This window comes from Streptomyces sp. NPDC020965 (assembly GCF_044333555.1).
GTDB lineage: Bacteria > Actinomycetota > Actinomycetes > Streptomycetales > Streptomycetaceae > Streptomyces.
In genome coordinates, this window is the sequence record NZ_JBIRRE010000003.1 from 740,279 (window position 1) to 764,859 (window position 24,581).

At 71.3% G+C, this 24,581-nt stretch carries 15 protein-coding genes, 1 tRNA gene and 1 pseudogene; 14 read left to right on the plus strand and 3 right to left on the minus strand.

Features of this window, described 5'->3' with window-relative positions; genetic code table 11:
* From ACH4S7_RS13720 to ACH4S7_RS13745, 6 genes and pseudogenes are all read left to right on the plus strand, one after another.
* A pseudogene (locus ACH4S7_RS13720) lies at positions 1-271 on the plus strand (RNA helicase); the annotation flags it as partial.
* A gap of 438 nt (positions 272-709) precedes the next feature.
* A complete protein-coding gene (locus ACH4S7_RS13725; RefSeq protein ID WP_398521305.1) occupies positions 710-3,706 on the plus strand; it encodes an FG-GAP-like repeat-containing protein in 2,997 nt (998 codons plus the stop codon).
* Positions 3,707-4,043: 337 nt separating this feature from the next.
* On the plus strand, positions 4,044-7,130 hold the full coding sequence (locus ACH4S7_RS13730) for an FG-GAP repeat domain-containing protein (RefSeq protein WP_398521306.1): 3,087 nt from the start codon (positions 4,044-4,046) through the stop codon (positions 7,128-7,130).
* A gap of 154 nt (positions 7,131-7,284) precedes the next feature.
* Complete coding sequence (locus ACH4S7_RS13735; RefSeq protein ID WP_398521307.1) at positions 7,285-10,275, plus strand: FG-GAP-like repeat-containing protein; 2,991 nt, start codon at positions 7,285-7,287, stop codon at positions 10,273-10,275.
* 123 nt (positions 10,276-10,398) lie between these two features.
* A complete protein-coding gene (locus tag ACH4S7_RS13740) occupies positions 10,399-12,561 on the plus strand; it encodes an FG-GAP-like repeat-containing protein (protein ID WP_398521308.1) in 2,163 nt (720 codons plus the stop codon).
* A 272-nt stretch (positions 12,562-12,833) separates the two neighbouring features.
* Positions 12,834-12,906, plus strand: a tRNA-Lys gene (locus ACH4S7_RS13745).
* 138 nt (positions 12,907-13,044) lie between these two features.
* Here the strand turns inward: ACH4S7_RS13745 and ACH4S7_RS13750 are convergent.
* Entirely contained in the window at positions 13,045-14,427 is a 1,383-nt protein-coding gene (locus ACH4S7_RS13750; protein ID WP_398521309.1) for a helix-turn-helix domain-containing protein, read from the minus strand.
* 293 nt (positions 14,428-14,720) lie between these two features.
* Here ACH4S7_RS13750 and tgmA point away from each other — a divergent pair, with 293 nt between their 5' ends.
* The 4 genes from tgmA to ACH4S7_RS13770 all read left to right on the plus strand — a co-directional run bounded on the left by tgmA (position 14,721) and on the right by ACH4S7_RS13770 (position 18,436).
* Entirely contained in the window at positions 14,721-15,011 is a 291-nt protein-coding gene (tgmA, locus tag ACH4S7_RS13755) for a putative ATP-grasp-modified RiPP (RefSeq protein WP_398521310.1), read from the plus strand.
* The gene (locus ACH4S7_RS13760) at positions 15,011-16,012 is read left to right on the plus strand and encodes an MvdC/MvdD family ATP grasp protein (protein ID WP_398521311.1); all 1,002 of its coding nucleotides are present in this window, start codon (positions 15,011-15,013) and stop codon (positions 16,010-16,012) included. Before tgmA ends, ACH4S7_RS13760 begins: the two co-directional genes overlap by 1 nt.
* Positions 16,012-17,100: a methyltransferase domain-containing protein gene (locus ACH4S7_RS13765; RefSeq protein WP_398521312.1), complete on the plus strand. Its 1,089-nt coding sequence runs from the start codon at positions 16,012-16,014 to the stop codon at positions 17,098-17,100. Before ACH4S7_RS13760 ends, ACH4S7_RS13765 begins: the two co-directional genes overlap by 1 nt.
* Before the next feature lie 397 nt (positions 17,101-17,497).
* The gene (locus ACH4S7_RS13770) at positions 17,498-18,436 is read left to right on the plus strand and encodes a hypothetical protein (protein ID WP_398521313.1); all 939 of its coding nucleotides are present in this window, start codon (positions 17,498-17,500) and stop codon (positions 18,434-18,436) included.
* Between the two features lie 122 nt (positions 18,437-18,558).
* Here the strand turns inward: ACH4S7_RS13770 and ACH4S7_RS13775 are convergent, their stop codons facing one another.
* The gene (locus ACH4S7_RS13775) at positions 18,559-18,873 is read right to left on the minus strand and encodes a 4a-hydroxytetrahydrobiopterin dehydratase (RefSeq protein ID WP_398521314.1); all 315 of its coding nucleotides are present in this window, start codon (positions 18,871-18,873) and stop codon (positions 18,559-18,561) included.
* Between the two features lie 198 nt (positions 18,874-19,071).
* Here ACH4S7_RS13775 and ACH4S7_RS13780 point away from each other — a divergent pair, with 198 nt between their 5' ends.
* Positions 19,072-20,637, plus strand: coding sequence for a GMC family oxidoreductase (locus tag ACH4S7_RS13780; protein ID WP_398521315.1), 1,566 nt, complete (start codon positions 19,072-19,074; stop codon positions 20,635-20,637).
* A gap of 118 nt (positions 20,638-20,755) precedes the next feature.
* On the opposite strand, the gene ACH4S7_RS13785 is transcribed toward ACH4S7_RS13780, so the two are convergent.
* Positions 20,756-21,520 (minus strand): helix-turn-helix domain-containing protein, encoded by a 765-nt coding sequence (locus tag ACH4S7_RS13785; RefSeq protein WP_398521316.1) that lies wholly within the window; start codon positions 21,518-21,520, stop codon positions 20,756-20,758.
* Between the two features lie 443 nt (positions 21,521-21,963).
* On the opposite strand from ACH4S7_RS13785, the gene ACH4S7_RS13790 reads away from it, so the two are divergent.
* The 3 genes from ACH4S7_RS13790 to ACH4S7_RS13800 all read left to right on the plus strand — a co-directional run bounded on the left by ACH4S7_RS13790 (position 21,964) and on the right by ACH4S7_RS13800 (position 24,472).
* Positions 21,964-22,464, plus strand: coding sequence for a SigE family RNA polymerase sigma factor (locus tag ACH4S7_RS13790; RefSeq protein WP_398521317.1), 501 nt, complete (start codon positions 21,964-21,966; stop codon positions 22,462-22,464).
* The gene (locus ACH4S7_RS13795; RefSeq protein ID WP_398521318.1) at positions 22,454-22,849 is read left to right on the plus strand and encodes a hypothetical protein; all 396 of its coding nucleotides are present in this window, start codon (positions 22,454-22,456) and stop codon (positions 22,847-22,849) included. The genes ACH4S7_RS13790 and ACH4S7_RS13795 overlap by 11 nt, the downstream gene beginning before the upstream one ends.
* A gap of 183 nt (positions 22,850-23,032) precedes the next feature.
* Positions 23,033-24,472, plus strand: a complete 1,440-nt coding sequence (locus tag ACH4S7_RS13800) for a hypothetical protein (protein WP_398521319.1) — start codon at positions 23,033-23,035, stop codon at positions 24,470-24,472.
* Positions 24,473-24,581: the final 109 nt, after the last annotated feature.

A 24,581-nucleotide genomic window follows, 5' to 3' on the forward strand; every position in this document is an offset into this window, starting at 1 on the left:
CCGTCGTGATGAGCGTCGCGATGACCGTCCGTCTTCGGGTGGTGGCGGTTTCCGCCGCGATGACCGCCCGTCCGGTGGTCACCGTGGCAGCGACCGTCCGTTCAACCGCGACCGTCGTGACGACCGCCCGTCCACCGGTGGCGGCTTCCGCTCCGGTTCGGCCGAGCGTCCGTACGCCCGCCGTGACGACCACCGCAGCACCGGCACCGGCACCAACACCGGCTCCTTCGGCCGCCGTGACGAGAAGCCGCGCTGGAAGCGCAACGGCTGATCTCACCCTCAGCACCCCGTCCGGCCGGCACTGATCGCCTGCCGGACACCACAGGGCCCGTACCTCGCACGAGGTACGGGCCCTGCTCGTTCCCCGGGGTCGAAAATTCGTTCCTTCGCAGGTGAGTGGCTGTTACGATCCGTTCACTCGCGGTGGGGGGGCACGGCGGGTGGCGCGGACCGGGGGGTCTCCCCGCCGGGGGGCCAGGGGATGATCACGGGCAGACGGCCGGACGCGCGCGCCCACCGCCGAAATGGATCAGGCCGCCATCTCGCGCGCCGTCGCGATCGGCGCTGGAACCGGGACGCGGTTGGACCGAGTCGGCCCGGCTCTCCCGGGTGATCCCACGGCCACCGCCGGGGGGGACGCACACGCTCCGGCAGTCTCCTGGTGCCCTCCCGTACCGCCGGTTTCCCACCCGACATCTGGAAGGGCCCCATGAGTCTTCGCTCCACGCAGCTCCGCCGCTCCGCGGCCACGGCCGTCGTCCTCTCCCTGGGCACCGGCCTCTGCGCCGTCGTCGCCCCGGCCGCCGTCGCGGCGCCCGACCCGGCAGCCGAGGTCACCCTCCCGGCCGGGGCGCGGTTCATGCCCCGGGCGGAGCAGGTGTTCCAGGCCGGCGCCACCGGCTATCTGCACGAGCGCGAGGGCACGACCGGAACCCAGTGGACCGATTACGCCTCCGGTGAGTCGCGGCCGGTCGCCGACGACCCCACCGCCGGACACTCCGGGCTGCGGGCGGGCCTGGTGACGGACCCCGACGGCACCGAGCACTTCACGGTCACCGATATCGGATCGGGCGCCGTCACCCGGATCCGGGCCCGCGCCGATTTCGGTCCGAGCGGCGCCTACAACGCCGATTCGGTGGTCGTCATCCGGAAGGCGGCCGACGGGGTCCTCGCCGAGGCGAAGATCCTGCGGCGGGTCGACGGTCAGGTGACCGATCAGTGGGTGGAGGGTCTGCCGTATGACGCCACGACCGTCACCGTGGGACAGCAGGATTCGCGGGGCGCGCTGATCACCGTCGACGGGCTGCTGCACTACTTCGCGTACGAGACGGCGCGCCTCACCGAGCTGCCGATCCAGCCCGGGCCGCAGAAGCCGGTCCTGCTGGGCGGCGACCACATTCTGGCGGTCGACGGTACGGTCGTGGGCGGTCCGCCGTTCACCAGCGTCCCGAGGGCCAACCCCACCCAGACCCCGCTGATCACCGCGATGCCGGTCGGGCTGAAGGGCCCCGGGCTCTCGTACACCACCGTGGGCGATTCGATCGTCGCGTTCCAGCGGCCCACCATGACCACGGTTCCCGCCGCTCCCCTCAAGGTCTTCCCGATCGGCGGCTGGAGCGCGGTCAGCGATCTACTCCCGTACGCGGATGAGCGTTTCGCCCTCGCGCCGGACGGCAGTCTGCTGGTCGTCGGGGGCAAGGACGCCAAGGACTGGGCGGTGCGCCGGATCTCGTTGGGCGCCCGCGGCCAACTGGTCACGAGCGTGGTGCGGGTCGTCCCGCCGGTGCCCGCGAAGATCAACGCCCTCGCGCTCGGCGCCGGGAAGCTCGCCTATGTCAGCCTCGCCGACGGCCACCCCGACCCGTCGCTGTACCAGCACCATGTCGCGATCACCGGCAAGCTCGCGATCGGCCAGCGCACGCTGCTGTCGCCCTGGACCTCCGGCGCGCTGCCGCTCTCCCTCGGCAACGGCCGGACCGCCCATGTCAGCGGCAAGGAGGTGCGCTCGCCGCTCTCCCCGACGGCCCTGGACTTCGTCCCGCTGCCGGCCACCGGGACCCTGATCGGCGCCACCGGCCGGTACACCATCGTGAACGGCAGCGACGGCAAGCAGTACATCGGCGACTACGGGGTGAACAACGGCAGCCTCGCGCTCACCAGGACGCGTACCGCCGCCGCCGTCTGGGGCACCACGCTGTGGGTGCCGGGCAAGACCACGGGCAGTGTCGCCTGGCAGGACCTCAAGACGAAGAAGACCTCGCCCGATCTCGCGACCGGCGCGGGGTGCGTGCCCAACGAGCTCCAGGCCGTGGGGCGCTGGATCCACTGGAGCTGTGACACGGTCAAACGGGCCGGGGTGTGGGACCAGAAGACCCGTACCTCGACCTCGGTCGGCTACGGCGAATCCCTCCTCGGCGACGGCTTCGTCGTCCGCAGGAATCTGCACGACCTCCAGCTCACCGATGTCAGCGCGGGCGGTGGCGCGCCGGCTCCGGTCAACCGGATCGCCACCGTGCCGCTGACCGCGACCCGGGGCGTGGGCTGGACCGTCGACAAGTTCGGCGGGCATATCGCGTACACGGACGCCGAGCAGCGCGTCCACATCCAGGCGGTGACGGTGCCGCGTTCGGCGGTCGGGGCCATCGAGTCCCGTACGGACACCAACGCGAACATCGGGCTGCCCGCCAGCCAGGACAACACCTGGGACAGCACCTGGCAGCTCTCGCGGCCCGTGGTCGCGTGGAAGGTGGCGTTCAAGGACGCGGCGGGCCGGACCGTACGGACCCTGTCGACCAACGAGCGCCAGGGCGCGGCGATCACGGCGCGATGGGACGGCAAGGACGGCGCGGGGAAGAAGGTCAACACCGGCGCGTATAGCTGGACGCTGACGGTCGACGACGGCAGGGGCGTCTTCGCGACGGCGGCCAGCGGCACGCTGCGGCTGACCGGCGGGGGCACGCCGTTCCGCGACTACGACGCCGACGGTACGCCCGAGGTGTTCACCAGGACCGGTACCCGGCTCACCGCGCATGAGCCGCTGACCGGCGCGGTGACCACGTCGACGGGGTGGACGGGTGTCAACCATGTCGTCCCGATGGGCGATATGACCGGTGACAGTTGCAACGACGTGGTGGTGCGGGACGCCAAGGGCGAGCTGTACCGGTACAGCGCCGTCTGTAAGGGCATTCCGACCCCCAAGTCCCCGAAGACCAGGATCGGGGCGGGGTTCAACGCTTTCCATCCGCCGCTGTCGGCGGGTGACCTCACCGGTGACGGCCGTGCGGACCTGCTGGCGCGGATGCGCACCACCAATGACCTCTATCTGTACGCGGACAACGGTACGGGCGGTCTGAAGGCCGGGGTGAAGCTGCCGGGTTCCTGGAAGGGGCTGGTGCTGATCGGTGCGGGTGACCTCACCGGTGATGGTCACGGTGATCTGCTGGCGCGGGACGCGGGTGGTGAGCTGTGGCGGTACAACGGCACCGGTAAGGGCGGTTTCACGGCGAAGGCCCTGGTCTTCAAGGACTGGGGTGCCGGGCGGAACGCGTTCGTCGGCGCCGGTGACCTCAACGGCGACCGTAAGAACGACCTGGTCTCCCGGGACGCGGCGGGCAAGCTACTGCGCAACCTCGGCGACGGCAAGGGATCGTTCGGGGCCACCGGGACCGTGGCCACCGGCTGGCAGGGGTACAACGACCTGTTCTGATGGGTGGTGACCAGGGCCCCCGCCGTCTCCCCGCCGGGGGGCCCTGGCTGCCGCTGACGATGGAGTGGTGGCCGGGCGCCCGTACGGACGGGGGGACCGGCCACCGGTCGTGACCGGGCCGGACCGCCGGCCGCAGTTATCCGGATGCACAGCACAACCATTCGCGTGGTCGCGAGTCTCACTTCACAGAACCCCTCAGTGCTCGTTGAACATGTTCAGAACTCTCTGCCGTCGCCGATGTGACGGGAGTAAAGTTTCGATACTCGTGTGAAAGCTGCGGCCGGGGGGCCTTGTGATGCAGCTCCAACGGGTTTCCGTTCCTGGGGAGGGACTCTCTGTGACTCGTCATGCCTTGATCGGCGTCGCCGTGGTGGCCGGGCTCGTCGGCGGTGCACTGGTACCGCTGACCGCCGCCTCCGCCGCACCCACCCCAGCTCCCGCGCGCGCCGAACCGCCCCTGCCGCCGCACACCGTCATCGACGTCGACCGCTACACACCGCGCCACCACCAGGTCTGGTCGGCGGGCCCCACCGGGATGCTCCACCAGCAGGACGGCGCCGGTATCCGCTGGACGACCTTCGCCGGCAACCACAGCTCCACCATCCCCGGTCTCACCCCCACCAGCGGTTTCGTGGGCGAGCTGGGCGCCGGGTCCGACATCGTGCCCCTCGTCCGGGACCGTGCGGTCGAGCTGCGGAACCTCGCAGACGGCACCGTACGGACCCTGACGCTCCCCGGCGGGCACCGCTACATGGGCACCTTCGGCGAAACCGTCCTCACCTACAGCGAGGACAGCTCCGGCGGGCTGATCGGCGGTTTCGTCCTGCACCGGCTGACCGCCGCCGGGACCGTCACCAGCCAGGAGGTCGCCGCCCGCCCGGGCCTGTCGTTCGAGCGCGCGCCGCTCGCCGCCGACGCCCGTACGGTGGTGCTGCGCGCCCAGGAGTACGTCGACGGCAACCGGCACCGGCTGATGACCCTCGACCTCACCACCGGCCGGCTTGCCGATGTCGCCGAAATCCGACCCACCACCACCCCCACCACGGTCGCCCTCGGCGAGGAGCTGCTGGCCTGGCACTCCTCCGGACAGCCGGTGCGCACCGTGCCGCGCGACACCCCCGGCGCCGCGCCGCGGACCGTGCCGATGCCGAACGAGAAGCGCAAGCTCACCCTCGGCATCGCCGGACCGTGGCTGATCGTCGCCCGCCACTACGACGCACAGCAGGGTGACGACGAGGTCAATGTCCGGGGGATGCCGCTGACGGCCGTACCGCTGACCGGCGGTACCCCGCTGACCCTGCTGCCGCACGCCGAGGCCAAGCTGACGCAGATCCCCGGCGGTGATCTGGTGGTCGCCGGTGGCAAGGACGCGCAGAACTGGGAGGTACGGCGACTGGCCGCGCCCGACGTCGGGGGCGGGGCACCGACCCTGACCACCCTCGCCACGCTGAAGCCCGCCCGCGCCCACATCCAGCGGCTCTCGCTCGCCAACGGCACGCTGGCCACCCGGGAGACCGACAGCAACTCCTTGCCGGCGTACGTCCGCCGCCCGGTGACGACGGACGGGGAACGGCTGACCGCCGGGAACCCCTCCGTGCTGACCTGGGCGACCCACGCGCCGGACGACGCGCCCTGGTCGGCGGGGGACGGCCGGGTGGTGCGGCTGGAGTCCGGCCATGGGACGGTCGCCGTGAGTTCGCTGGTCAAGGACGATCCGGCCGGGTTCTTCCGGACCTCCGGCACCGGCGCGCAGCTCACCGACATCTCCGGCCGGTACGCACTGGTCAACACCACGGGGCCCGCCAAGCTCCAGGTGGGCGACCTCGGCGTGTACCAGGACCTCAAGCCCATCCGTACGAAGACGGCCGGCGCGGCCTCCGTCTGGGGCACCACCCTGTGGACCCAGTCCACCACCGCGGGCAGGCTCACCGCCGAGGACCTCAAGAGCCGCGTCACCGCCACGCTCACCACCGGGGCGCCCTGTGTCGCCAAGGAGCTCCAGGCCGTGGGCCGCTGGCTCTACTGGTCCTGCGGCCCCAAGGGTCCGGCCGGCGTCTGGGACCGGACCGCGCGGAAGAACATCCCCGTACCCTCCGGTGACGCCAGGATCGGTGACGGATTCCTCGTACGGCACGATCTGACGGCCGGGAAACTGCTGCTCACGGAGTTCCGGGACGGCACGGCCGGCGCCGACCGGACCATCGGCGAACTCACCGAACCGTCGACTCCGGGCCAGACCTGGAGCGTCGACAAGTTCGGCGGCGGCGTCGCCTACATCGCCGACGACGGGCGGATCCGCCTGGCGCCGACCGGGGTGGCCACCGAACGGCTCGCCGTCGTCGAGAGCGAGAGCGGGGCCGACGCGGCGAAGAAGGAGTGGCGGGGCCGGTTCGCGCTGTCACGGCCCGCGAGCACCTGGACGCTGCGGATCGAGCGGTACGGCAAGCCCGTCCGTACGCTCTCCGGCACCGGCCGGGACGGCACCGTACGAGCGGCCTGGGACGGCCGGAACGACCAGGGGAAGCCCTCCCTCAACGGCTCCCACACCTGGACCCTGACCGTCCGGCCCGCCAACGGCCAGGGGCCGGACGCCGTCACCACCGGCGCGTTCGGCGTCGACTTCGGGGCGCCGCTCTGGCGTGACCACGGGAGCCCCCGTAGCTGGCCCGGACCGCCCGACGGACGGGCCGACCTGCTCTCCATCAACGCCAAGGGCGTCCTCGGGGCCCACTTCGGCAACGGCGCCGGGGGGATCAGCGGTGTCGTCGGCTCCAGCGGCTGGCCGACCACGGCCACCGTGGTGCCGACGGGCGATCTGAACGGCGACCGCTGCAACGACCTGTTCGTCCGGATCGGTTCCGAACTGCGCGCCTACCGCACCGACCACTGCGGCACCGTCCCCGGCCCGCGCGCCCCGTACACCTCGCTGGGCAAGACCTGGGGCCAGTTCAACGTGCTGACGTCGCCCGGTGATCTGACCGGTGACGGCCGGCCCGACCTGGTCGCCCGCCAGACCACGACCGGTGACATGTATCTGTACGCCGTCGACGGCAAGGGCAAGCTCACCGCGCGCGGCCGGATCGGCACCAACTGGAAGCTGTACCGCTCGGTGTTCGGCGCCGGGGACCTCAACGGCGACGGCATCGGCGATCTGCTCGCCGTGGACAAGACCCACTCGCTCTGGCGGTACGACGGCACCGCGGCGGGCGGCCTCAAGGCCCGCGCCCTCGTCCTCGGCAAGAACTGGGCCACCGGCCGCGACGCGTTCGTCGGCGTCGGCGATCTGACCGGTGACGGCCGGGCCGACCTGGTCTCCCGGAACGCGACCGGCCAACTGCTGCGCAACAGCGGCAACGGGGCCGGGTCGTTCGGGTCGACGGTGCGGATCGGCGCCGGGTGGACGACGTACAAGGGCGTCTTCTGACCTCCAGGCGGTCGCCGTCCGACGCATACGCAAGAACGAACACGCAACAACGAACATGCAGGGGCGGGTCGGACAGTAGGTTCGGCCGGCCATCAGGGAAGGAACTTCTGTGCGGTATGGCTCAACTCTCCGGTGCACGGCGCGGCTGAGGCGGGTGACCGCCACCGCGGTCGTCATCGCTGTCGGCGCCGGGCTGTACACGGTGGCCGCGCCCACGGCGACGGCGGCCACGGGTCCCGCGGTGGGGGAGGAGACCGTGCTGCCGCCGATGGCGCGCACCACACCCCGGCACACCTATCTGTACGAGGCCGGCGCCACCGGGTTCACCCGCACCCAGGACGGTCTCTCCGGACTCCAGTGGACCGACTACGCGACCGGGGAGACCCGTGCGATCAGTGGCGGCCCCGACGGGCACTCGGGGCTGCGCGCCCGGCAGGCCGAGCCCGCCGCCGACGGCTCCCGGAGCATCGCCCTGACCGATCGGGCCGACGGGACGGTCGTCACGGTCACCATGCCCGCGGGGTACACCTGGACCGGCGCGTACGCCAAGGACTCGGTCGTTGCCCACCGGACGGGAGAGGACGGAACGGTCAGTGAGCTGGCCGTGCTGACCGCCGCCGCGGGGCGGACCGAGGCGCGCCCGGTGACCGGGCTGCCCGCGGGATACACCAGGGCGGCGACCCAGCACTCCTGGCAGGACACCCGGGGCGCGGTCCTGCGGCTCACGAAGCCGGGCGGGTCCCTCAACGTCCTCGTCGAACACCAGGTCGCCGAGGCCACGGCGACCGAGCTGCCCGCGGAGTTCAACCGGACCGGTACGAGCATCCGCCTGTACGGGCGCCATCTGCTGACCTACACCAGTGGGAACGCCCAGGCGGTCACCGTCGACCGACGCGACCCCACGGTGGCCCCGGTCACCACCACGCTGCCGCCGCCGGCCGACGCGGCGCAGAGCCAGCTCCGGGCCGGCGCCATCGGCGACTGGCTGGTGTACCGCCACACCGGGACGACCGTGGACTCCGGCAAGCTGCGGGCCGTCCCGATCGGCGGGGGCGCGCCGCGTGAGCTGCTCGCGAAGGCCAACGCCCAGTTCGTCGCCGCGCCGGACGGAAGTGTGCTCGCGGTCGGGGGCAGCAGTTCCCAGGACTGGGCCGTACGTCGGATCACCGAGGGCGCAGACGGGGCTCCGGAGCTCTCGAAGCTCCTCGATGTGCAGCCGGTGAGCATCCGGGTCGAACAGCTCCTGCTCGGCGCCGGGAAGCTGGCCTACGTCAGCGCCCAGGAGTCGTCGGGACCGGCCCTGTACGAGCACGAGGTGAGCGCCGGGGCCGGGGCGCCGGAGCTCTCGGAGCGCAAGCTGAACTCCCGGTTGAACCCCGGCCCGGACGGCGCTGTCCACGCCCTCGGCAATGGCCGGTACGCCTACAGCGACGGCACCGATGTGCTCATCCCGGTGGGCGAGACGGGCTTTGGATCCATCAACACGGGCCCCATCGTCAACCGGATCGTCGATGCCACCGGCCGCTATGTGGTGATGGACACCGACGACGGTATGCAGCAGGTCGGGGATCTGGAGCATGGTGCCCTGGGTCGGGTCGTCCTCACCCGCCCGCAGAGCGCCGCCACCATCTGGGGCAGCACTCTGTGGAGCCCCGGCAAGACCGCCGGCAGCATCCTCTGGCACGACGTCAAGTCCGGGAAGAAGTCGCCCGACCTCGCGATCGGCTCGGGGTGTGTGCCCACCGAGCTGCAGGCAGTGGGCCGCTGGATCCACTGGAGCTGTGTCACCCGCAAGGCGGGCGTGTGGGACCAGAAGACCCGTAAGTCCACCCCCGTACCGGTGGGCAAGTCCAAGCTCGGTGACGGCTTCCTCGTGCACCAGGACGGGACGAAGCTGCGGCTGTCCGACTTCCACCAGGGCACCGGCACCGCGAAGACCACCGATATCGCGGACATCCCGGCCGGTGCGCCGTGGGCCGTCGACAAGTTCGGCGGTGGGCTCGCCTACACCGACGCTCAGCAGGCCGTCCATGTCCGTCGGGTGAATGTGCCGAAGACCCCCGTCGGGGTCGCCGAGACCATGGTGAGCACCTCCGCGTACGGCGACGCCACCCCGGTCTGGAAGGGGACCTGGCAGCTCACCCGGCCCCCGGCCCGCTGGAGCGTCACGATCAAGAACGCGGCGGGAACCACCGTACGGACGATCGCGTCCACGGTCCGTCACGGCGCGGTGATCACCACGAACTGGGACGGCAAGGACACCTCGGGGAAGCCGGTCTTCGGCGGGAAGTACACCTGGACGCTGAACGCCGACTCCGGCGAAGGCGACGGTCTGCGCGCGGTGGGCAGCGGCGCGTTCGATCTGAGCCGCGCGGCGACCCCGTTCCGCGACTACGACGGAAACGGCGTCCCGGAGCTGCTGACCAAGCAGTCGACGGATCTCGTCGCGCACGAGCAGCTCGTCAAGACGGCCTCGGCCGGGGCCGCGCGGACCACCTCCAAGGGCTGGACCGACGCCAACCACATCGTGCCCATGGGGGACATGACCGGCGACCGCTGCAACGACACGGTCGTCCGGAACGCCAAGGGCGAGCTGTACCGGTACAGCGGTGCCTGCAAGGGCATCCCGACCCCCAAGTCCCCGAAGACCAGGATCGGCGCGGGGTTCAACGCCTTCAACCCGCCGCTGTCGGCCGGTGACCTCACCGGTGACGGCCGTACGGACCTTCTCGCGCGGGTCCGCACCACCAACGACCTCTACCTCTACGCGGACAACGGTACGGGCGGTCTGAAGGCCGGGGTGAAGCTGCCGGGTTCCTGGAAGGGGCTGACGCTGATCGGTGCGGGTGACCTCACCGGTGACGGTCACGGTGATCTGCTGGCGCGGGACGCGGGTGGTGAGCTGTGGCGGTACAACGGCACCGGTAAGGGCGGTTTCACGGCGAAGACCCTGGTCTTCAAGGACTGGGGTGCCGGGCGGAACGCGTTCGTCGGCGCCGGTGACCTCAACGGCGACCGTAAGAACGACCTGGTCTCCCGGGACGCGGCGGGCAAGCTGCTGCGCAACCTCGGCGACGGCAAGGGATCGTTCGGCGGCACGGTCCAGATCGGTACGGGCTGGCAGCGCTACCTCGGCCTCTACTGAGCCGCCCCAGCCCCGTTCCCCCGTACATCCCCGTACATCCCCGTACGTCCCTGTACAACCAATCCCCTGTGTCGTGGGTCACACCTCTCAGTTGATGGGGTGTGACCGTCAGGGGGAACAGGCATGACCGACCGAACGAAAAAACGGACGGCGTTCACGATCGGCGTGGCACTCGCGGCCGCCGTCGGAGCCACCGGGCTGACGCCCCTGGCGCCGGCGGCGGCCGTTCCGCGTGATCCCGGCGCCGATGACGTCGTCTTCACCCTGGGCACCCGGGACGGCCGGATCGCCCGCCCCGAGGGCATCGCACTCGGCGGCGGCCGGCTGAGTGCCATCGGCTGGGCGGACCCGGAGCGCTGGCGGGGGCTGTACGAGTACGATCTGCCGGCCTCCGGGACGCCCACTCCGGGGCCGCGCCGGACGGTCGATGAGCACTTCTGGACCCAGTGGCCCTGTGGGGGGCAGACCGAGGAGTTGTGCGACCACTTCGAATCCCGGCTGTGGGCACTGGGCGACGGTCGGATCGGCTACAACTCGCCGATGGGGAACCAGGAGGCGGCCGGCGGGGAGATGCCGAAGAGCTCCACCCAGCTCGGCTGGTGGGAGTCGCCGGACCTGGTGGCCGGGGCCTCGGGCCCGTACGTCATCGTCAACAACACACGCCGCGGCCAACAGCTCATCGGATCGTTCGACGCGTCGGACCGCGATCCGCAGGGGGACTCACCCGGGCTGGCCCACGCCCGTTCGATCACCGCATCCGCGGTCTGGGGCGACAAACTGTGGAAACCGGGCACCAGGCTCGGCACGGTCAACTCCTTCGACCTGCGGACGAAGGTCAACTCGGCCGATATCGCGCTGGGCGCGGACTGCCGGCCCGATGAGCTCCAGGCGGTCGGGCGCTGGCTCTACTGGCGGTGCGCCGACAAGAACAAGTCAGGCATCTGGGACCACTCGACGCGCCGGAACATCCCGCTGCCGGTCGTCTGGCGGGCTCAGCTCGGCGATGGATTCATCGTCTGGCAGCCCCAGGAGGGGTACCGGCTGAAGATGATCGACTTCCATCGCGGCGGCGGATCGCCCACCACGGAGACGGTGATCGCGGACCAGTCGCACCTCTGGAGCTGGACGGTCGACAAGTACGGCGGCCAGGTGGCGTTCGTGGACGAGGCGGGCCGTATCCACCTCACCCCCATCAAGGTGCCGCGCTCCCCGATCGCCGCACTGGACGCCCGTACGGACGCCTCCCTCCGGCTGGGCGGCTCCCCGTCGGCCCGCTGGTCCGGCCACTGGCGGCTGAGCCGCCCCGCCGAACACTGGAACCTGACCCTCACGTCGCCGTATGGCAGGGTCGTGCAGACCATCGGCGGCAGCGCGCGCGACGGCGCGGCGATCCGCACCACCTGGGACGGCCGCGACGTCGACGGCCGTCCGGTGATCAGCGGCCCATACACTTGGACGCTGTCGGTGACCCCCGGCGACGGCCCGCCGCTACGGGCGATCAGCTCGGGGACCGTACGGGTGACGGGCGGGCGGACGGCGTTCCGCGACGGTGACGCCGACGGGCTCGGCGAGTTCTACGCGATGACGAAGGCCGGCAGGCTCTCCGCCCACCGCATCGGCGCGACCGGCTCCTGGTCGAGCGGGCCGTGGGACCCGGCGACCCGGTTCATCCCGTTCGGAGACATCGACGGCGACGGCTGCGAGGACATGCTGCGGCGGACCGTGGACGGGGCGATGTGGCGCACCGGGGGCGGCTGCGAGGGCCACTTCACGCCCGGCTCCCGGCAGGTCCGGATCGGCACCGGCTTCAACGCCTTCGACTCCTTCGCGGCCCCCGGCGACCTCACCGCCGACGGCCGCCCCGACCTGCTGGCCCGCCAGACCTCGACGGGCCACCTCTTCCTCTACGCCGCAACCCCCACGGCCCGCTTCGCCGCCCCGGTCCGCGTCGGCACCGGCTGGCGGGGCCTGACCCTGATCGGCGCGGGCGACCTCACCGGCGACGGCCACGGCGACCTCCTGGCCCGTGACACGGGCGGCGAACTCTGGCGGTACGCGGGCGACGGCCGGGGCGGCCTGAAGCCACGGGCACTGGTGTTCAAGGACTGGGGCGCGGGCCGCAAGGAAATCCTCGGCACGGGCGACCTGACCGGCGACGGCCGCCCGGACCTGCTCTCCCGCGACACGACCGGCAAACTGCTCCGGAACGCGGGAGACGGGAAGGGGTCCTTCGGGGGCACGGTGAGGGTGGGGACGGGGTGGGCGGCGTACCGGGCGCTGTACTGAACCCTTTCGTCTGGCCTGCCCCGGGGGCCGGTCCCTCTCGTCTCCCCGGGGCCCGGAGTCGTCTCCTGTTTTGCCTGTCGCCCGTGGCCGATCGCGCGGCGCCTGTCCCCGGAGCCGGGTCGCGCGGAGCTTCATCCCCCGGAGCCGGGTCGCGCGGGCCCGGCTCCGGGAGGCGCCGACCGGGCGGTTACGGTGGGCGTGTCCGGGACAGTGATCGGATACCCGATCGGTTCACGGGTCGGCTCCGGCTATGCTCGGGGGTGACTCGTCGAGGGCCGTTAGCTCAATTGGCAGAGCAGCGGACTTTTAATCCGTTGGTTGTGGGTTCGAGTCCCACACGGCCTACGAGTCGCGGGGCAGGCTGTACTGCTCTGACCTGCGAAGAAGCGCCTCACCTGGCTGATACCGGGCGGGGCGCTTCGCTGTTGGGGGCTCGTGGGGGAGCGGGGGCGCCGACAGACCAGCCGGCTGGAAGCGACGGTTTCAGGTCAGTGCGCCCGCGCGGTTGGCGAAAGCCCGGACGCCGGGGAGTACGCGGTCGTGCCTGATCAAGCCGGCGGCCATGGTGCGTACGGAACCGCGGCGGACTTCCTGCGGGGCGGCCTGTTCGGCGGCCAAGAGGGCCCGATAGCAGCGATCGGGTTTGCCCCACTGGTCGAATGACCGGGCGACATCGATCCAGTAGCGGGCCTGTCGTTCGGGTGTCGGCAAGTGGCCGACATCGACGCGGCGGGCGTGTTCGATGGCCTGGCCCGAGTCGCCGAGGAGGTGGCTGATGGAGATCTGGTGCAGTAGGACCTGACTGGGGCCGAAGAAGGCGGTGCCACCCAGCTCGTCGTGGCCCAGACGGTCGGCGGTGGTCTCTGCCTCGGTGATCAGCTCGCGGGCTGTCTGTCGATCGCCTTGCTTGGCGGCGGTGTAGGCCGCGGTGGCATACAGATTGCCCTGTACGGAGAGCCGTTCGGCGCCCGGCGCGGTGCGATCCACCGCCAGATGCTGGGCGGCAGTCACGGCGACATCGGTGGCGCGGGCGTAATGGCCCTGCCGGCGCCAGGAACTGGAGACCATGCGGTGAGCTTCGGCGACGGTGAGAGCACCGGCACCGGAGAGGGCCGCGGTCAGCGCCCGGTCGGCGGTGACCGCGGCGAGGCCGTCCTCCCCCAGCTTGATGCACAGCCGGGTGGCCGTGTTGTAGAGCGCGGCGACGGCGGTGGCAGACCGCTCGGCCGCCCCCTGCTGGCCCAGGGCCTGAGCCAGGGCGATGCGGGAAGGCAGCGCACGGGCGAGGACGTCGTACCGGCAGGTGCCGAACTCCCGGCGGGAGGCCGCGAGTGCGGCGGCCACTGTCTGCGGAGTGGGTTCAACGCCAGTGGCCGAGCCACTCCGGTGCAGCAGCAGATCCTCCAGCCCGGACAGAACCGGCCGGGCGGTGGCCGGTGCCGTGCCGAAGACCGTGCTCGCGGCGGTCGTGGCCAGCCCGGTCAGGAGATTGCGGCGTCGCACAGGATCCTCACCCTCCTCGCCGAACGGCGATGTTCCGGCCACCCTAGTTGTCGGGCCGGGCAGGTGAGAGTCGGATGCGTACGCCCCAGACGGGGTGTGTCGTAACGCGAGGCCGAGTAGCTGGGGCGGGATGTTCAGAACCTCCGCGATCCGCCTCAGCAACGCCATGTCCCGCATTGGCTGTTTACCGCGCTCCATCCTGGAGATCGACGCGGCGGTGTAGCCGGTTGACGCGCCCAGTTCGGCCTGGGTCAGCTCCGCCGCGACACGGGCCAGTCTCACGATGGCACCGGATCTGCTCTGAGCGATGGCCTCCAGCATCGGCGGCGTGCTCCAGATCGGGTGTGTGTCGTCCAGGACCACGGTTCCCCACCTTCCGCTGAGTGGATTGTCGCGTCAACGCCGCCCGGAACACGAGGTTTTGTACGTCATTTACGCCGGATGTACGTCGCTTGCATGTCGGCAGGACGACTCTCCCTCGGTGCCCCACCTGCCGGTTTCCTTTCCTCACCGGCGGACTGAGACCCGGACCGCCCACCACCTGAGATCGCCCCGGGCAGGGACTCTGAACCCCCGCGCCCTGCTGGGGTGCACGAACCCCGTCCATGCGGACCGGGGACGCCCGAGAGCCTTCTCCACGATGAAAGGGGAAACCTGTGTCCTTGCTGCTGGAACGCGTCCCGTCGCTCTCCCACGAGATCGTCGCCGAACCCGCCGGACCGGCCGAGACTCGCCCGTTCGGTCTGGACAGCCTGACCAACCCGGTTCCGGTCACCGGTCACCGTCCGGTGCTGACCGTGGACCCGGTCACCCAGCTCTCCCTGGCCGACGGCCTCCCGGCCGGCGCCCACCCGACCATGAGCAAGACGTCGTGCAACACCGAGTCGGACGGCAAGGACGCCATCGCCGTCGACACGGACCAGAACGACGACGAGTACGACGACTGATGACGTTCCGCGCCAATCAGGGCACGCGCGGCTGTCTCCCGCCGCGCGTGCTCGTCGTCACCCACGCCCTGGACCCCACCGCGGATTTCGTCCTGCGGGAGCTGAACGAGCGGCGGGTCCCGTTCTGGCGGACCGACCTCGCCGACTTCCCCACCCGCACCACTCTGCGGACGGAGCTGGGGGCTCACGGCCGGTGGACCGGTTCTCTGCACGATGACGCCCGAGGTGTCGACTTATCGGAGCTGCGGGCGGTGTGGTGGCGCAAGCCCACCGTTCACGAGCTGCCGGAGTCGATGAGTGGTCCGGAGCGCCGGTTCGCGGTCGGGCAGGCCAAGCGGGCGGTCACTGTCCTCGGCTCCCTGCCCGGGGTGCTGTGGGTGAACCGGCCGCAGGCGAACGTCGACTGCACCAAGCCCGCCCACTTGGCCGCCGCCGTGGCCAGTGGACTCCAGGTGCCGGAGACGCTGATCACCAACAACCCGGCCGCCGTGCCGCCCTTCGCCCGGCGTTGTGGTGGGCGGATCGTGACCAAGGTGCTGGGCGGGATCGTCCACACCGAAGGCGGCACCCGGGGCCAGCTCTACACCCGCCGTGTCCCCGAAGAACAGTGGCGCGACCCCCGGATCGCACTGACTGCGCACCTCTTTCAGCGGGAGATCACCGACCGGGTGTACGAGGTCCGCGTCGCGGTCGTCGCCGGAAGGCTGTTCGCCGCCGCGATCCACGCTCCGGCCGGGCGCACCGCCCCGGACTGGCGCCAGGACTCCGACGCCTTCACCCACACCGCCATCGACCTGTCCGTCTCGATCGCGGACGCGGTACGCGAGATGATGCGCCGCCTCGGCCTGGTCTTCGCTGCCCTCGACTTCATCGTGGACGCCCAGGGCGCGCATTACCTGGTCGACGTCAACGCGGGAGGCCAGTGGGCCTGGATCGAACCCACCCGCGAACCGATCACCCACGCCATCGCCAATCTCCTCCAGAAGGGCTCCACCCGCTGATGACCGACGACCTCACGATCCGGGCCGCCGTGGCTCGGCGCGCGCTCGCCCAGGCCCTCACCGACGCGGGCGACCTCACCGACCTCCAGTGGCGCCGGGCCTTCGAAGAGGTTCCGCGCCATGTCTTCGTCCCGTACTTCTACGCGCCGTCCGGTGACCGGATCTCTGGCGACGACCAGTGGTTCACTGCCGTCTACGAGGACCGAAGCCTGGTCACCCACCGCACGGACGGGGCGGCGACCTCGTCCAGCTCGCAGCCCTCCCTCATGGCGACCATGCTCGAAGCCCTCGCCGTCCAGGACGGGATGAGCGTGCTGGAGATCGGCGCCGGCACCGGTTACAACGCCGCCCTCCTCGCCCACCGCCTCGGCGACGATCACGTCACCACCGTCGACATCGCCGAGGACATCACTGGACCTGCCCGCGATCGTTTGGCCACCGCCGGATACCACCCGACCGTGATTACCGGCGACGGCTCCCTCGGCGCCCCCGACCGTGCGCCCTACGATCGCATCATCGTCACCTGCGGCCTCTCCTCTGTCCCCCCGGCCCTGCTCCAGCAGCTCACGGACGACGGCTTCCTCCTCGCCCCCCTCGGTAACGCTCTCGCCCGCATCCACCCCACGGGACCGGGCGCCGCCACGGGCCGCTTCCTCCCCCACGGCGCTTTCTTCATGCCTCTCCGCCACACGTCGACCGACGGCGTTCCGACCCGCCGACCGCCCTTGCCCACCGTTCCCGGCCGTCCCTCCACCCTTACCGCGGAGGCCATCGCCGACAACGACTTCCGCTTCCTCGTCGGCATCGCCGTTCCCGGCCTCACCTGGCAGTACGACCTGGGCGAGAACGGCGAGATCACGGGAGCCCGCGTCTGGCACCCTGACGGCTCAATCGCTCAGCTTCACCCCGGCACCACGGTGACCGAGACTGGCTTCCGACCTCTCTGGACTGCGCTCGAAGATGTCCACCGGACCCACCTGATGGCCGACTGCCCGGGGCCTGATCGTTATGGCATCACCATCAGGCCCGGCGAGCAGTGCGTCTGGCTCGATAGCCCCGACGGGCCAACCCGGATCTTGACCATGTGACGATCACGCACGTCGTGACCTTGAGGAGGGCGCCGCTACAACGGTTGGTGCCTCCGGCCTGCTACTTCGCGGGAACGGTCTACTCCAGCGGTATCTCAACGGAGTTCGGTGCGTACACGATCGTCGCGGGTCGCTCTTTCGCAGGCACTGTGAGTACGGCCTTCCCCTTCACGCACTTGCCTGTGGTCAGCTTCGTTTCCAGCGGGTCTCCGGCTTGGGGAAGTCGTCGTAAGTCGTACTCGACGGCTCGATTCGGCTGCCGTCTCTCTGCGTGTGCGGGAGACGAGGTTCCCCCGCGTCTGAGGTGAGCACCGCTGTGAGGGGGCCGGTGGAGCGGGGCGGCGCCCGGTTGTGGCCGGGGCGTCAGATTGTCAGTGGGCGGCACTACGGTGCCGCCATGACAGCTGAACCCCCCGGAACCCTTGATGCTTTCCTGTCCGACTGGGACCGCCAACTGGCCCGCGCCTTCGGCGTCCTGGTGGGCCGCCCCCTGGACGAGTTCGACCCGGACGCGGTCTACGCGGCCGGGCTCCGGGGCAATGCGCTGTACGAGAGCGGGTTCCTGCGGGAGCCGGACTGGGTGCTTCCGGAGGCCCTGAGCGGCGTCAGACCGATCCCCTGCCCCTTCGGCCTGAGCAGCGAGGCCGACCGGTTGCCGCTGTTCGACGCGAGCACCTCGATCTTCGAGTTCGACCGGTGCGACAGCCCGCAATCACCGCTCCCGAAGGACTTCGCGGCGGCCCTGAAGGCCGCCTGCTTCGCGGGGAGCCTGGTCAGAGGCGCCGACATAGCGCCTCTGCTGGACCGGTTCGGCGTCGATCTCACCGCCCCTGCCCTGCGAGACACCTGGGACATCCACTTCCCCCGCCTGGTCTCCGACGGCACCCTTCTCGACGCCCTGCGTGTCGCTCTGGACACCGGCCGCACCCCCGAAGACCTGGTCCCCTTCACCCTCACCCTCCCCACGGAACCGCAGGAGGAGTGGGAGGAGGACCTGGCCACGATCGAGCACGCCGCGCTGCGCACGCATCTCGCCTACTTCTGCACGGACGGCGAGGAGGGCATGATGCCCCGCTATCAGGGTGAGACAACGACCGTCCTACAGGACGAGGGCTGTGAGCCGGTGTCGGGGTGGGAAGACGGTCACGGGCAGATCGAGATCATGGTGATGAAGCTGAGCCCACTGGTCGCAGGGCGGGGCCCTGCCTTCTCCGAGCCGCTCTCGAAGACGCCCACCGCGCCTGCCGGATCGCGGGTCGCCCTGCCCCGGACCGCTACGGCATCGCCATCACCGCCGACGAGCAACGCGTCCGGCTCGACAACCCCGACGGGCTGAGTTGGATTCTGGGCGGATGAACTGAGCCGTGCGACGCATGCACCGGTGCCGGATCTCGATGGAAGCGCCCCCGCCGGGCGGGGGCGCTTCTGTTGTGCCGGGGTCGGGCGGGTCCGAGGACCTCAGGAAGCGTCCGGGCGGGCGCCGTGCTCCGTGGCCAGCGTGGTGATGCGGGTGGCGAGGGCGGTGTCCAGGGCGGTGATCGCGTCACCGGCGTCATGGGTGTTGAGCGCGAAGGAGATGGTTCCGTAGAGGACGCGGATGTCGGCGTGGTGGTTGGCCTCGTCCTCGGCGGCGGCCACGGCCGCGTACAGGCCGGGGATCGCCGCCCGGTCGGCCTTGAAGACCGCGGTGAGGCTGCCGTCCCGCACGCTCCAACCGGGGAGGTCGGTGAGGGCCTGGTCGAGGTCGGCATCGCTCAGAGGGGCGGCGGGCATAGGAGTCTCCTTCGCGTCAGGGGCGGGCGGCGATCGGTCGCCGGCTCGGTCGAGACCGTGTCTTATGTGGTCGCGCGACCGCCCGTTCATGGCCTGTCGCCACGCTAAACCCGTTGTGTCGATCGCCGTCCACGACCTACCGTGCCCATGAATAACGAACGTTGGTGCGGTAATCGAACTCAATGCTAAGGACGGCCTGTGGGACAGCGCGGTTGGGACCTCATCGTGGTCGGTGCCGGATCCTCGGGGGCGGTGGTGGCCGCGCGGGCGGTCGGGCAGGGGAAGCGGGTGTTGCTGCTGGAGGCCGGGCCGGACTACCGGGCGGCGGAGATGCCCGAGGTGTGGCGGTCGCCGAATCCGATGCGGGCGCTGCTGGATCCGGCCGCGGGGGCCGAGTTGGTGTGGCGAGGGCTCTACGCCTCGCGGACCGATGCGCAGGATCCGGCGCCGTTCTGGCGGGGGCGCGGAGTGGGCGGCAGTTCGGCGATCAATGGGCAGATAGCGATCCGGCCGCCGATGGAGGACTTCGAGGACTGGGTCCGCGCCGGGTGTGCGGGCTGGGCGCCGGAGGATGTGTTGCCCCACTTCGTACGGCTGGAGGACGACGAGGAGTTCGGCGACGCGCCCTGGCACGGGCGCGGCGGGCCGATTCCGATCCATCGGACGCCCCGGGAGCGGTGGGGCGTGGTGGACGCCGCGCTCGATCGGGCGGCGCGGGCGGCGGGGCACGGTTGGGCCGGGGATGTGAACGAGCCGGGGACGACCGGGGTGTCCCCGTACCCCATCAACTCCAGGCTCGGGCGCCGGGTGTCGACCAACGACGGGTATCTGGAGCCCGCGCGGGCGCTCGCCGGGCTCACCGTCCGGGGTGGGGCGCTGGTGGACCGGGTGCTGGTCGCCGGGGGGCGGGCCGTCGGTGTGGAGGTGCTGGTCGACGGTGTGATGACGCGAGAGTACGCGGATCTCGTCGTGCTGAGCGCCGGGGCGGTCCACAGTCCGGCGATCCTGATGCGGTCCGGCATCGGCCCGGCCGACCGGCTGCGGTCGCTGGGGATCGACGTGGTGCGGGACCTGCCGGTCGGACAGGGACTGCAGGACCATCCCGTGGTGTTCGTCGGTATCCCGCTGAATGAGGAGTCGGCGGTCAGGTCCCCGGACGACCGTCACACGAATGTCTGCGTCCGCTACACCAGCGATCATCCGGAGGCCCGGGTGAACGACATGCTGATCACCGCGGGCAATCAGAACGTGCTGGCCATGGAGGTGGCCGAGGTCCACTTCGGGGCGGGCGCCTTCGGGCTCTGGGTGAACCAGGTCCACTCCCGCGGTTCGGTGAGCCTCGTCTCCGCCGATCCGACCGCGCAGCCGGAGGTGCGCCAGCGGATGCTGTCCGACGACCGGGATCTCGCGCGGCTGCGCACCGGGATCAGGGAGCTGCTCGCCCTGGCCCGGAGCGAGCAGACCGCGCCGATCACCGCGTTCTCGCCGGACCGGCTCAACCGGGATCTGCTCGCGGTCGTCGACGACGATGACCGGTTGGACGCCCATCTGCTCGCCACGGTCTCCGACGCCCAGCACGCGACGAGCACCTGCCGGATGGGCGATCCGGCGGCTTCGGCGACCGTGGTCGATCCGGAGTGCCGGGTGCTGGGTGTCGACGCCCTGCGGGTGGTCGACGCCTCCGTCTTCCCGACCGTTCCCCGGGCGAACACGCATCTGGCGGCCGTCATGGCCGGGGAGTTGATGGCCGACCGGATGGCGTGACGAGGGCGGGAGGGGTCAAGAGGGCGGGAGGAGCGAAGAGGGCAGGAGGGTGAAGAGGGCGGGAGGGGCGGGGGTCAGGGGTACGCGCCCGTCTTCCGGCGCGATCCGAACGGTGGCGTCAGATGAGCTGGGGGGCGAGTTCGGCGGCCGTTTCGCGCAGCAGGGAGAGCACCTCTCCGTGCATGGTGTCCGGATCGATCCGTTCGATGACGCAGCCCACATGGAGCGCCGCGATTACCCTGCCGTCCCAGCGCCGCAGCGGGACCGCGATCGAGTGGGAGCCCCGCTCGATGTCGTGGGCGACATAGCTGTAGCCGTCCGCACGGATCCGTTCGACGGTGGAGGAGCCGATGGGGGAAGGGTCGGTGGGGGGCGGCGTGAGGTGGGCGAGGAGGACCTTGCCGAGGGAGGAGATGGCGACCGGTGTGCGGTAGCCGATATTGCTGCCCAGCGCGATCAGTCGGTTCGGCACCGCGCGGGCGACGATGACCGCGTCCTCGCCGTCGAGCACCGCCACCGAGCACGCCTCCCCCAGCCGGGCGGTGATCCGGTCGCAGACGGGCTGGAGCACGGAGCTCACGGTGTTGGAGCTGAGGTAGCCCGCCGCGAGTCGGAGGACCCGGGGGGTCAGTTCGTACGTCCGACCGTCCGCCACCAGATAGCCGAGGTGTTCCAGGGTGAGCACCGCCCGCCGCACCGTGGCCCGGGAGAGGCCGAGTTCGCGGGCCAGGTCCGCCTGGGTCAGTCGGCGGCGTTCGGCGCCGAACGCCGACAGTACGGACAGCCCCCGCGCCAGCGCCTCCGAGAAGTCCGCCGCGTTCGCCGCGCCGCTGAGCCGGCGCTGTTGGCGTATGTCGCTGTCCTTGTCCGCCAGGCGTCCCATTGCGTCATCCCGTCCCGAGGCCGTGTGTTCGCGCGGCTGTGTGTTCGCGCGGCTGTGTGTTCGCGCGGCTGTGTGTGCCCGGAGCAGGCTAACTATCGTACGAATGTGCGTCAATCGAACCGCGTCGCCGGTAAGGGGTGCGGATGTGCCGCCGCCCTGGAATGCATGGCGCGCGGTTTCGGGTGTAGGGGCCCGGTTACCGTACTTATATGTTCCGTAAGGTCGGAAGCCGGCCATGCGCCGCTCGGTTCCGGTCACGATCGGGCCATGGCAGCCAGTGACCTCCGCGCGGTGCGATCCGGAGGGACGGCTGCCACTTTGCGTCGGCCGGGAGACCGGGACGGCACGGGCCGACGAGAGTGATCCGTGTCTCACCGCGTCAACCGGACACCCGTTCCCCGGCGTAGTGCCATCGAGACCCGAATGACTGCGAGGAGCCGACGTTGACCGAGGAGGAGTTCGCCGAGTTCTACGCGCGATCGGTCCACCGGCTCACCGGCCAGTTGTATGTGATGACAGGCGACTTCCACGAGGCCCAGGACGTCGTGCAGGAAGCCTTCATCCGCGCCTGGGGGCGGCGCCGGCAGCTCCAACGGGACCTGGGGCCCGAGGCATGGGTACGGATCGTCGCCTGGCGGCTCGCGATCAGCCGGTGGCGGCGCGTGGTGCGCGGACAGCGCGCCTGGCAGCGGCGCGGCGACCCGGTGTCAGGCGAGGGACCCGGGCCCGGCCTCGTCGATCTGGAACGGGCGCTGCGCCGGATGCCCCTCCGCCAGCGGCAGTGCGCCGCCTTGTTCTACGTCTGCGACCTTCCCGTCGAGCAGATCGCCGCCGAGACCCGGCTGGCCACCGGCACCGTCAAGACCCATCTCTCGCGGGCGCGCGCCAAGCTCGCCCGGGAGCTGGACCACCACGCGTACACCGGGGAGAGCCGTGACGCCTGAGTACGACGACCGGGTGGCGGACGAGCTGCGGTACGCCGCCGGGCGCGCCGCGGAGCGGGCGCGGCCCATGGACATCCGGGCGATCACGGCCAGGGCGCGCGATCGCCGGCGCCGGCGGGCGCTGGCCGTGACGGGGGCGGGCGCGCTGTGCGCGGTCGCCTCCGTGGTGCTGGTGCTGTTCGGTGGTGCCGCTCCCGCGCCCGTACCGCCTTCGGTGCCCGCGACGGTGCCGATCGAGCCGGCGCCGTTGCCCGAGGACTCGCTCGGACTCCCGACGCCGGTGCCGAGCCGGACCGTTCCGCCGTCGACGGGGCCGCCGAGGGGCACCGGCGAACCGGACCCGACCACCGCGACCACCGGGGCCGGGCCCACCCGGTCGCCCTAGGGAGTGTCTTCAAAGTGGCGTCATCCGCCCGGGGGGCGGGTCTGGCGGCCCGGACAGGGCCTGGGCGGTCACGCCCCCCGGGCGGACGCCTCCCCGGATGACGCGCGTCTCACCGTGACCGTTCCGTCCACCCCGTCGCGGCCTGCGGACACAGGCCCGTAGCAGCCGACCCACGAGGAGCCGATGGTGAACCAGACAGAGAGCGACGTCACCCGTACCCCCGCCATCGTCGCCTCCATCCCCACCCCCGCCTCTGCCCCCGTCGCTCGGCCGGCCGGCCGGGGAGAGGGCGACCAGGTCGCGGAGGCCCGGGGCGATGGCCAGAACGACAGCAGGGAAGGCGACCCGGAAGGCGACCGGGACGGCGACCACCGGGACATCTGTGGGGGCGGTGCCCGGGAAGGCGCCCGGGAAGGTGAGGGCGACGGCTGGGGAGAGGGGAGCCGGGGTACGGGAGCGGAGCACGCCGCCGCCCCGGACTCGTTCTCGCCCCGTACCGCCCGTACCGCCCGTACCGCCCGTACCGCCTGGTCCGTCCTCACGGTCTACGCCGTGAGCACCGTCGTCCACCTCCTGGTCCTCGCCGTCATGACCGGCCCCGACGGCCCCACCGTCCGCGATCGGCTGCTGGCCTGGGACGGACTGCTCTACCTCTCCATAGCCACCGACGGATATCCCGACGGCCTCACCTACAACCCCGACGGCGAACCGACCGGCAACAACCTCGCGTTCTTCCCGCTCTTCCCGCTGCTGACCCGCTGGACGCACCAACTGACCGGCCTCGACGCCGGCACCGCGGGCGTCATCGTCGCCCATCTCGCCCTGATCGCCGCGCTCTTCGCCGTACACCGACTGCTGATCCCGCTGTACGGGGCGCGCACCGCGACCATCGCCATAGCCCTGCTCGCCGGTGCGCAGCCCATGGCGCTGACCTTCCTCATGGCGTACAGCGAGGCCCTCTTCCTCGCCCTCGCCGCCGCCTCCCTGCTCGCCGCCCACCGCCGCCACTGGCTGTCGGCCGGTGTGCTCGGCCTGCTGGCGGGTCTCACCCGCCCCGCGGCCCTCGCCCTGGTCGTCGCCCTGGCGGTCGCGGTCGTCCTGGAGATGCGGCGGGCGCGCCGCCCCGCCTGGCCCCCGCTCATCGGTCTCGGCCTGGCCACCGCCGGCACTCCGCTCTATCTCCTCTGGGTGGGCAACCGGTCCGGGCAGCTCAACGCCTGGTTCGTCATACAGGAGGCGGGCTGGGGCACCCGCTGGGACAACGGCGCCGCCTTCGTCGACTTCGTGCGCGACACCCTGCTGCGCGGGGACGGCTGGGTGCCGGTCAGCACCGCCGTACTCCTGCTGGCGACCGTCTGCGCCACCTTCGCCGCCTGGCGTCGCGGCGCCTGGCCCCCGTTGCTCGTCTACGGCACCGTGATGCTGGTCGTGGCCCTCGGGCAGAGCAACTACTACCACTCCAAGCTGCGGTTGGTCATTCCCGCGCTCGTCTTCCTGCTGCCGCTCGCCCACGGGCTGAGCCGGGCCCGTACCCGTACCGTCGTCGTCACCCTGACCGCAGCGACGCTCTTCGGCAGTTGGTACGGCGCGCACATGCTCACCACGTGGCGTTACGCGATCTGAGCCCTCTGCCCTCGGCCGCCCCCATCAGCCCTCTGCCCTCGGCCGCCCCCATCACCCCCCGGCACCCCGCCCCCGGTCACCCAATTCGCCCCGCCCGTCGCCCCCGCCT

What these genes read in the sequence shown, in the direction of transcription:
- ACH4S7_RS13725 (WP_398521305.1), top strand. Translation starts at nt 710, where the DNA reads ATGAGTCTTCGCTCCACGCAGCTCCGCCGCTCCGCGGCCACGGCCGTC.
- ACH4S7_RS13740 (WP_398521308.1), top strand. Translation starts at nt 10,399, where the DNA reads ATGACCGACCGAACGAAAAAACGGACGGCGTTCACGATCGGCGTGGCA.
- ACH4S7_RS13760 (WP_398521311.1), top strand. Translation starts at nt 15,011, where the DNA reads ATGACGTTCCGCGCCAATCAGGGCACGCGCGGCTGTCTCCCGCCGCGC.
- ACH4S7_RS13765 (WP_398521312.1), top strand. Translation starts at nt 16,012, where the DNA reads ATGACCGACGACCTCACGATCCGGGCCGCCGTGGCTCGGCGCGCGCTC.
- ACH4S7_RS13770 (WP_398521313.1), top strand. Translation starts at nt 17,498, where the DNA reads ATGACAGCTGAACCCCCCGGAACCCTTGATGCTTTCCTGTCCGACTGG.
- ACH4S7_RS13775 (WP_398521314.1), bottom strand. Translation starts at nt 18,873, where the DNA reads ATGCCCGCCGCCCCTCTGAGCGATGCCGACCTCGACCAGGCCCTCACC.
- ACH4S7_RS13785 (WP_398521316.1), bottom strand. Translation starts at nt 21,520, where the DNA reads ATGGGACGCCTGGCGGACAAGGACAGCGACATACGCCAACAGCGCCGG.
- ACH4S7_RS13800 (WP_398521319.1), top strand. Translation starts at nt 23,033, where the DNA reads ATGGTGAACCAGACAGAGAGCGACGTCACCCGTACCCCCGCCATCGTC.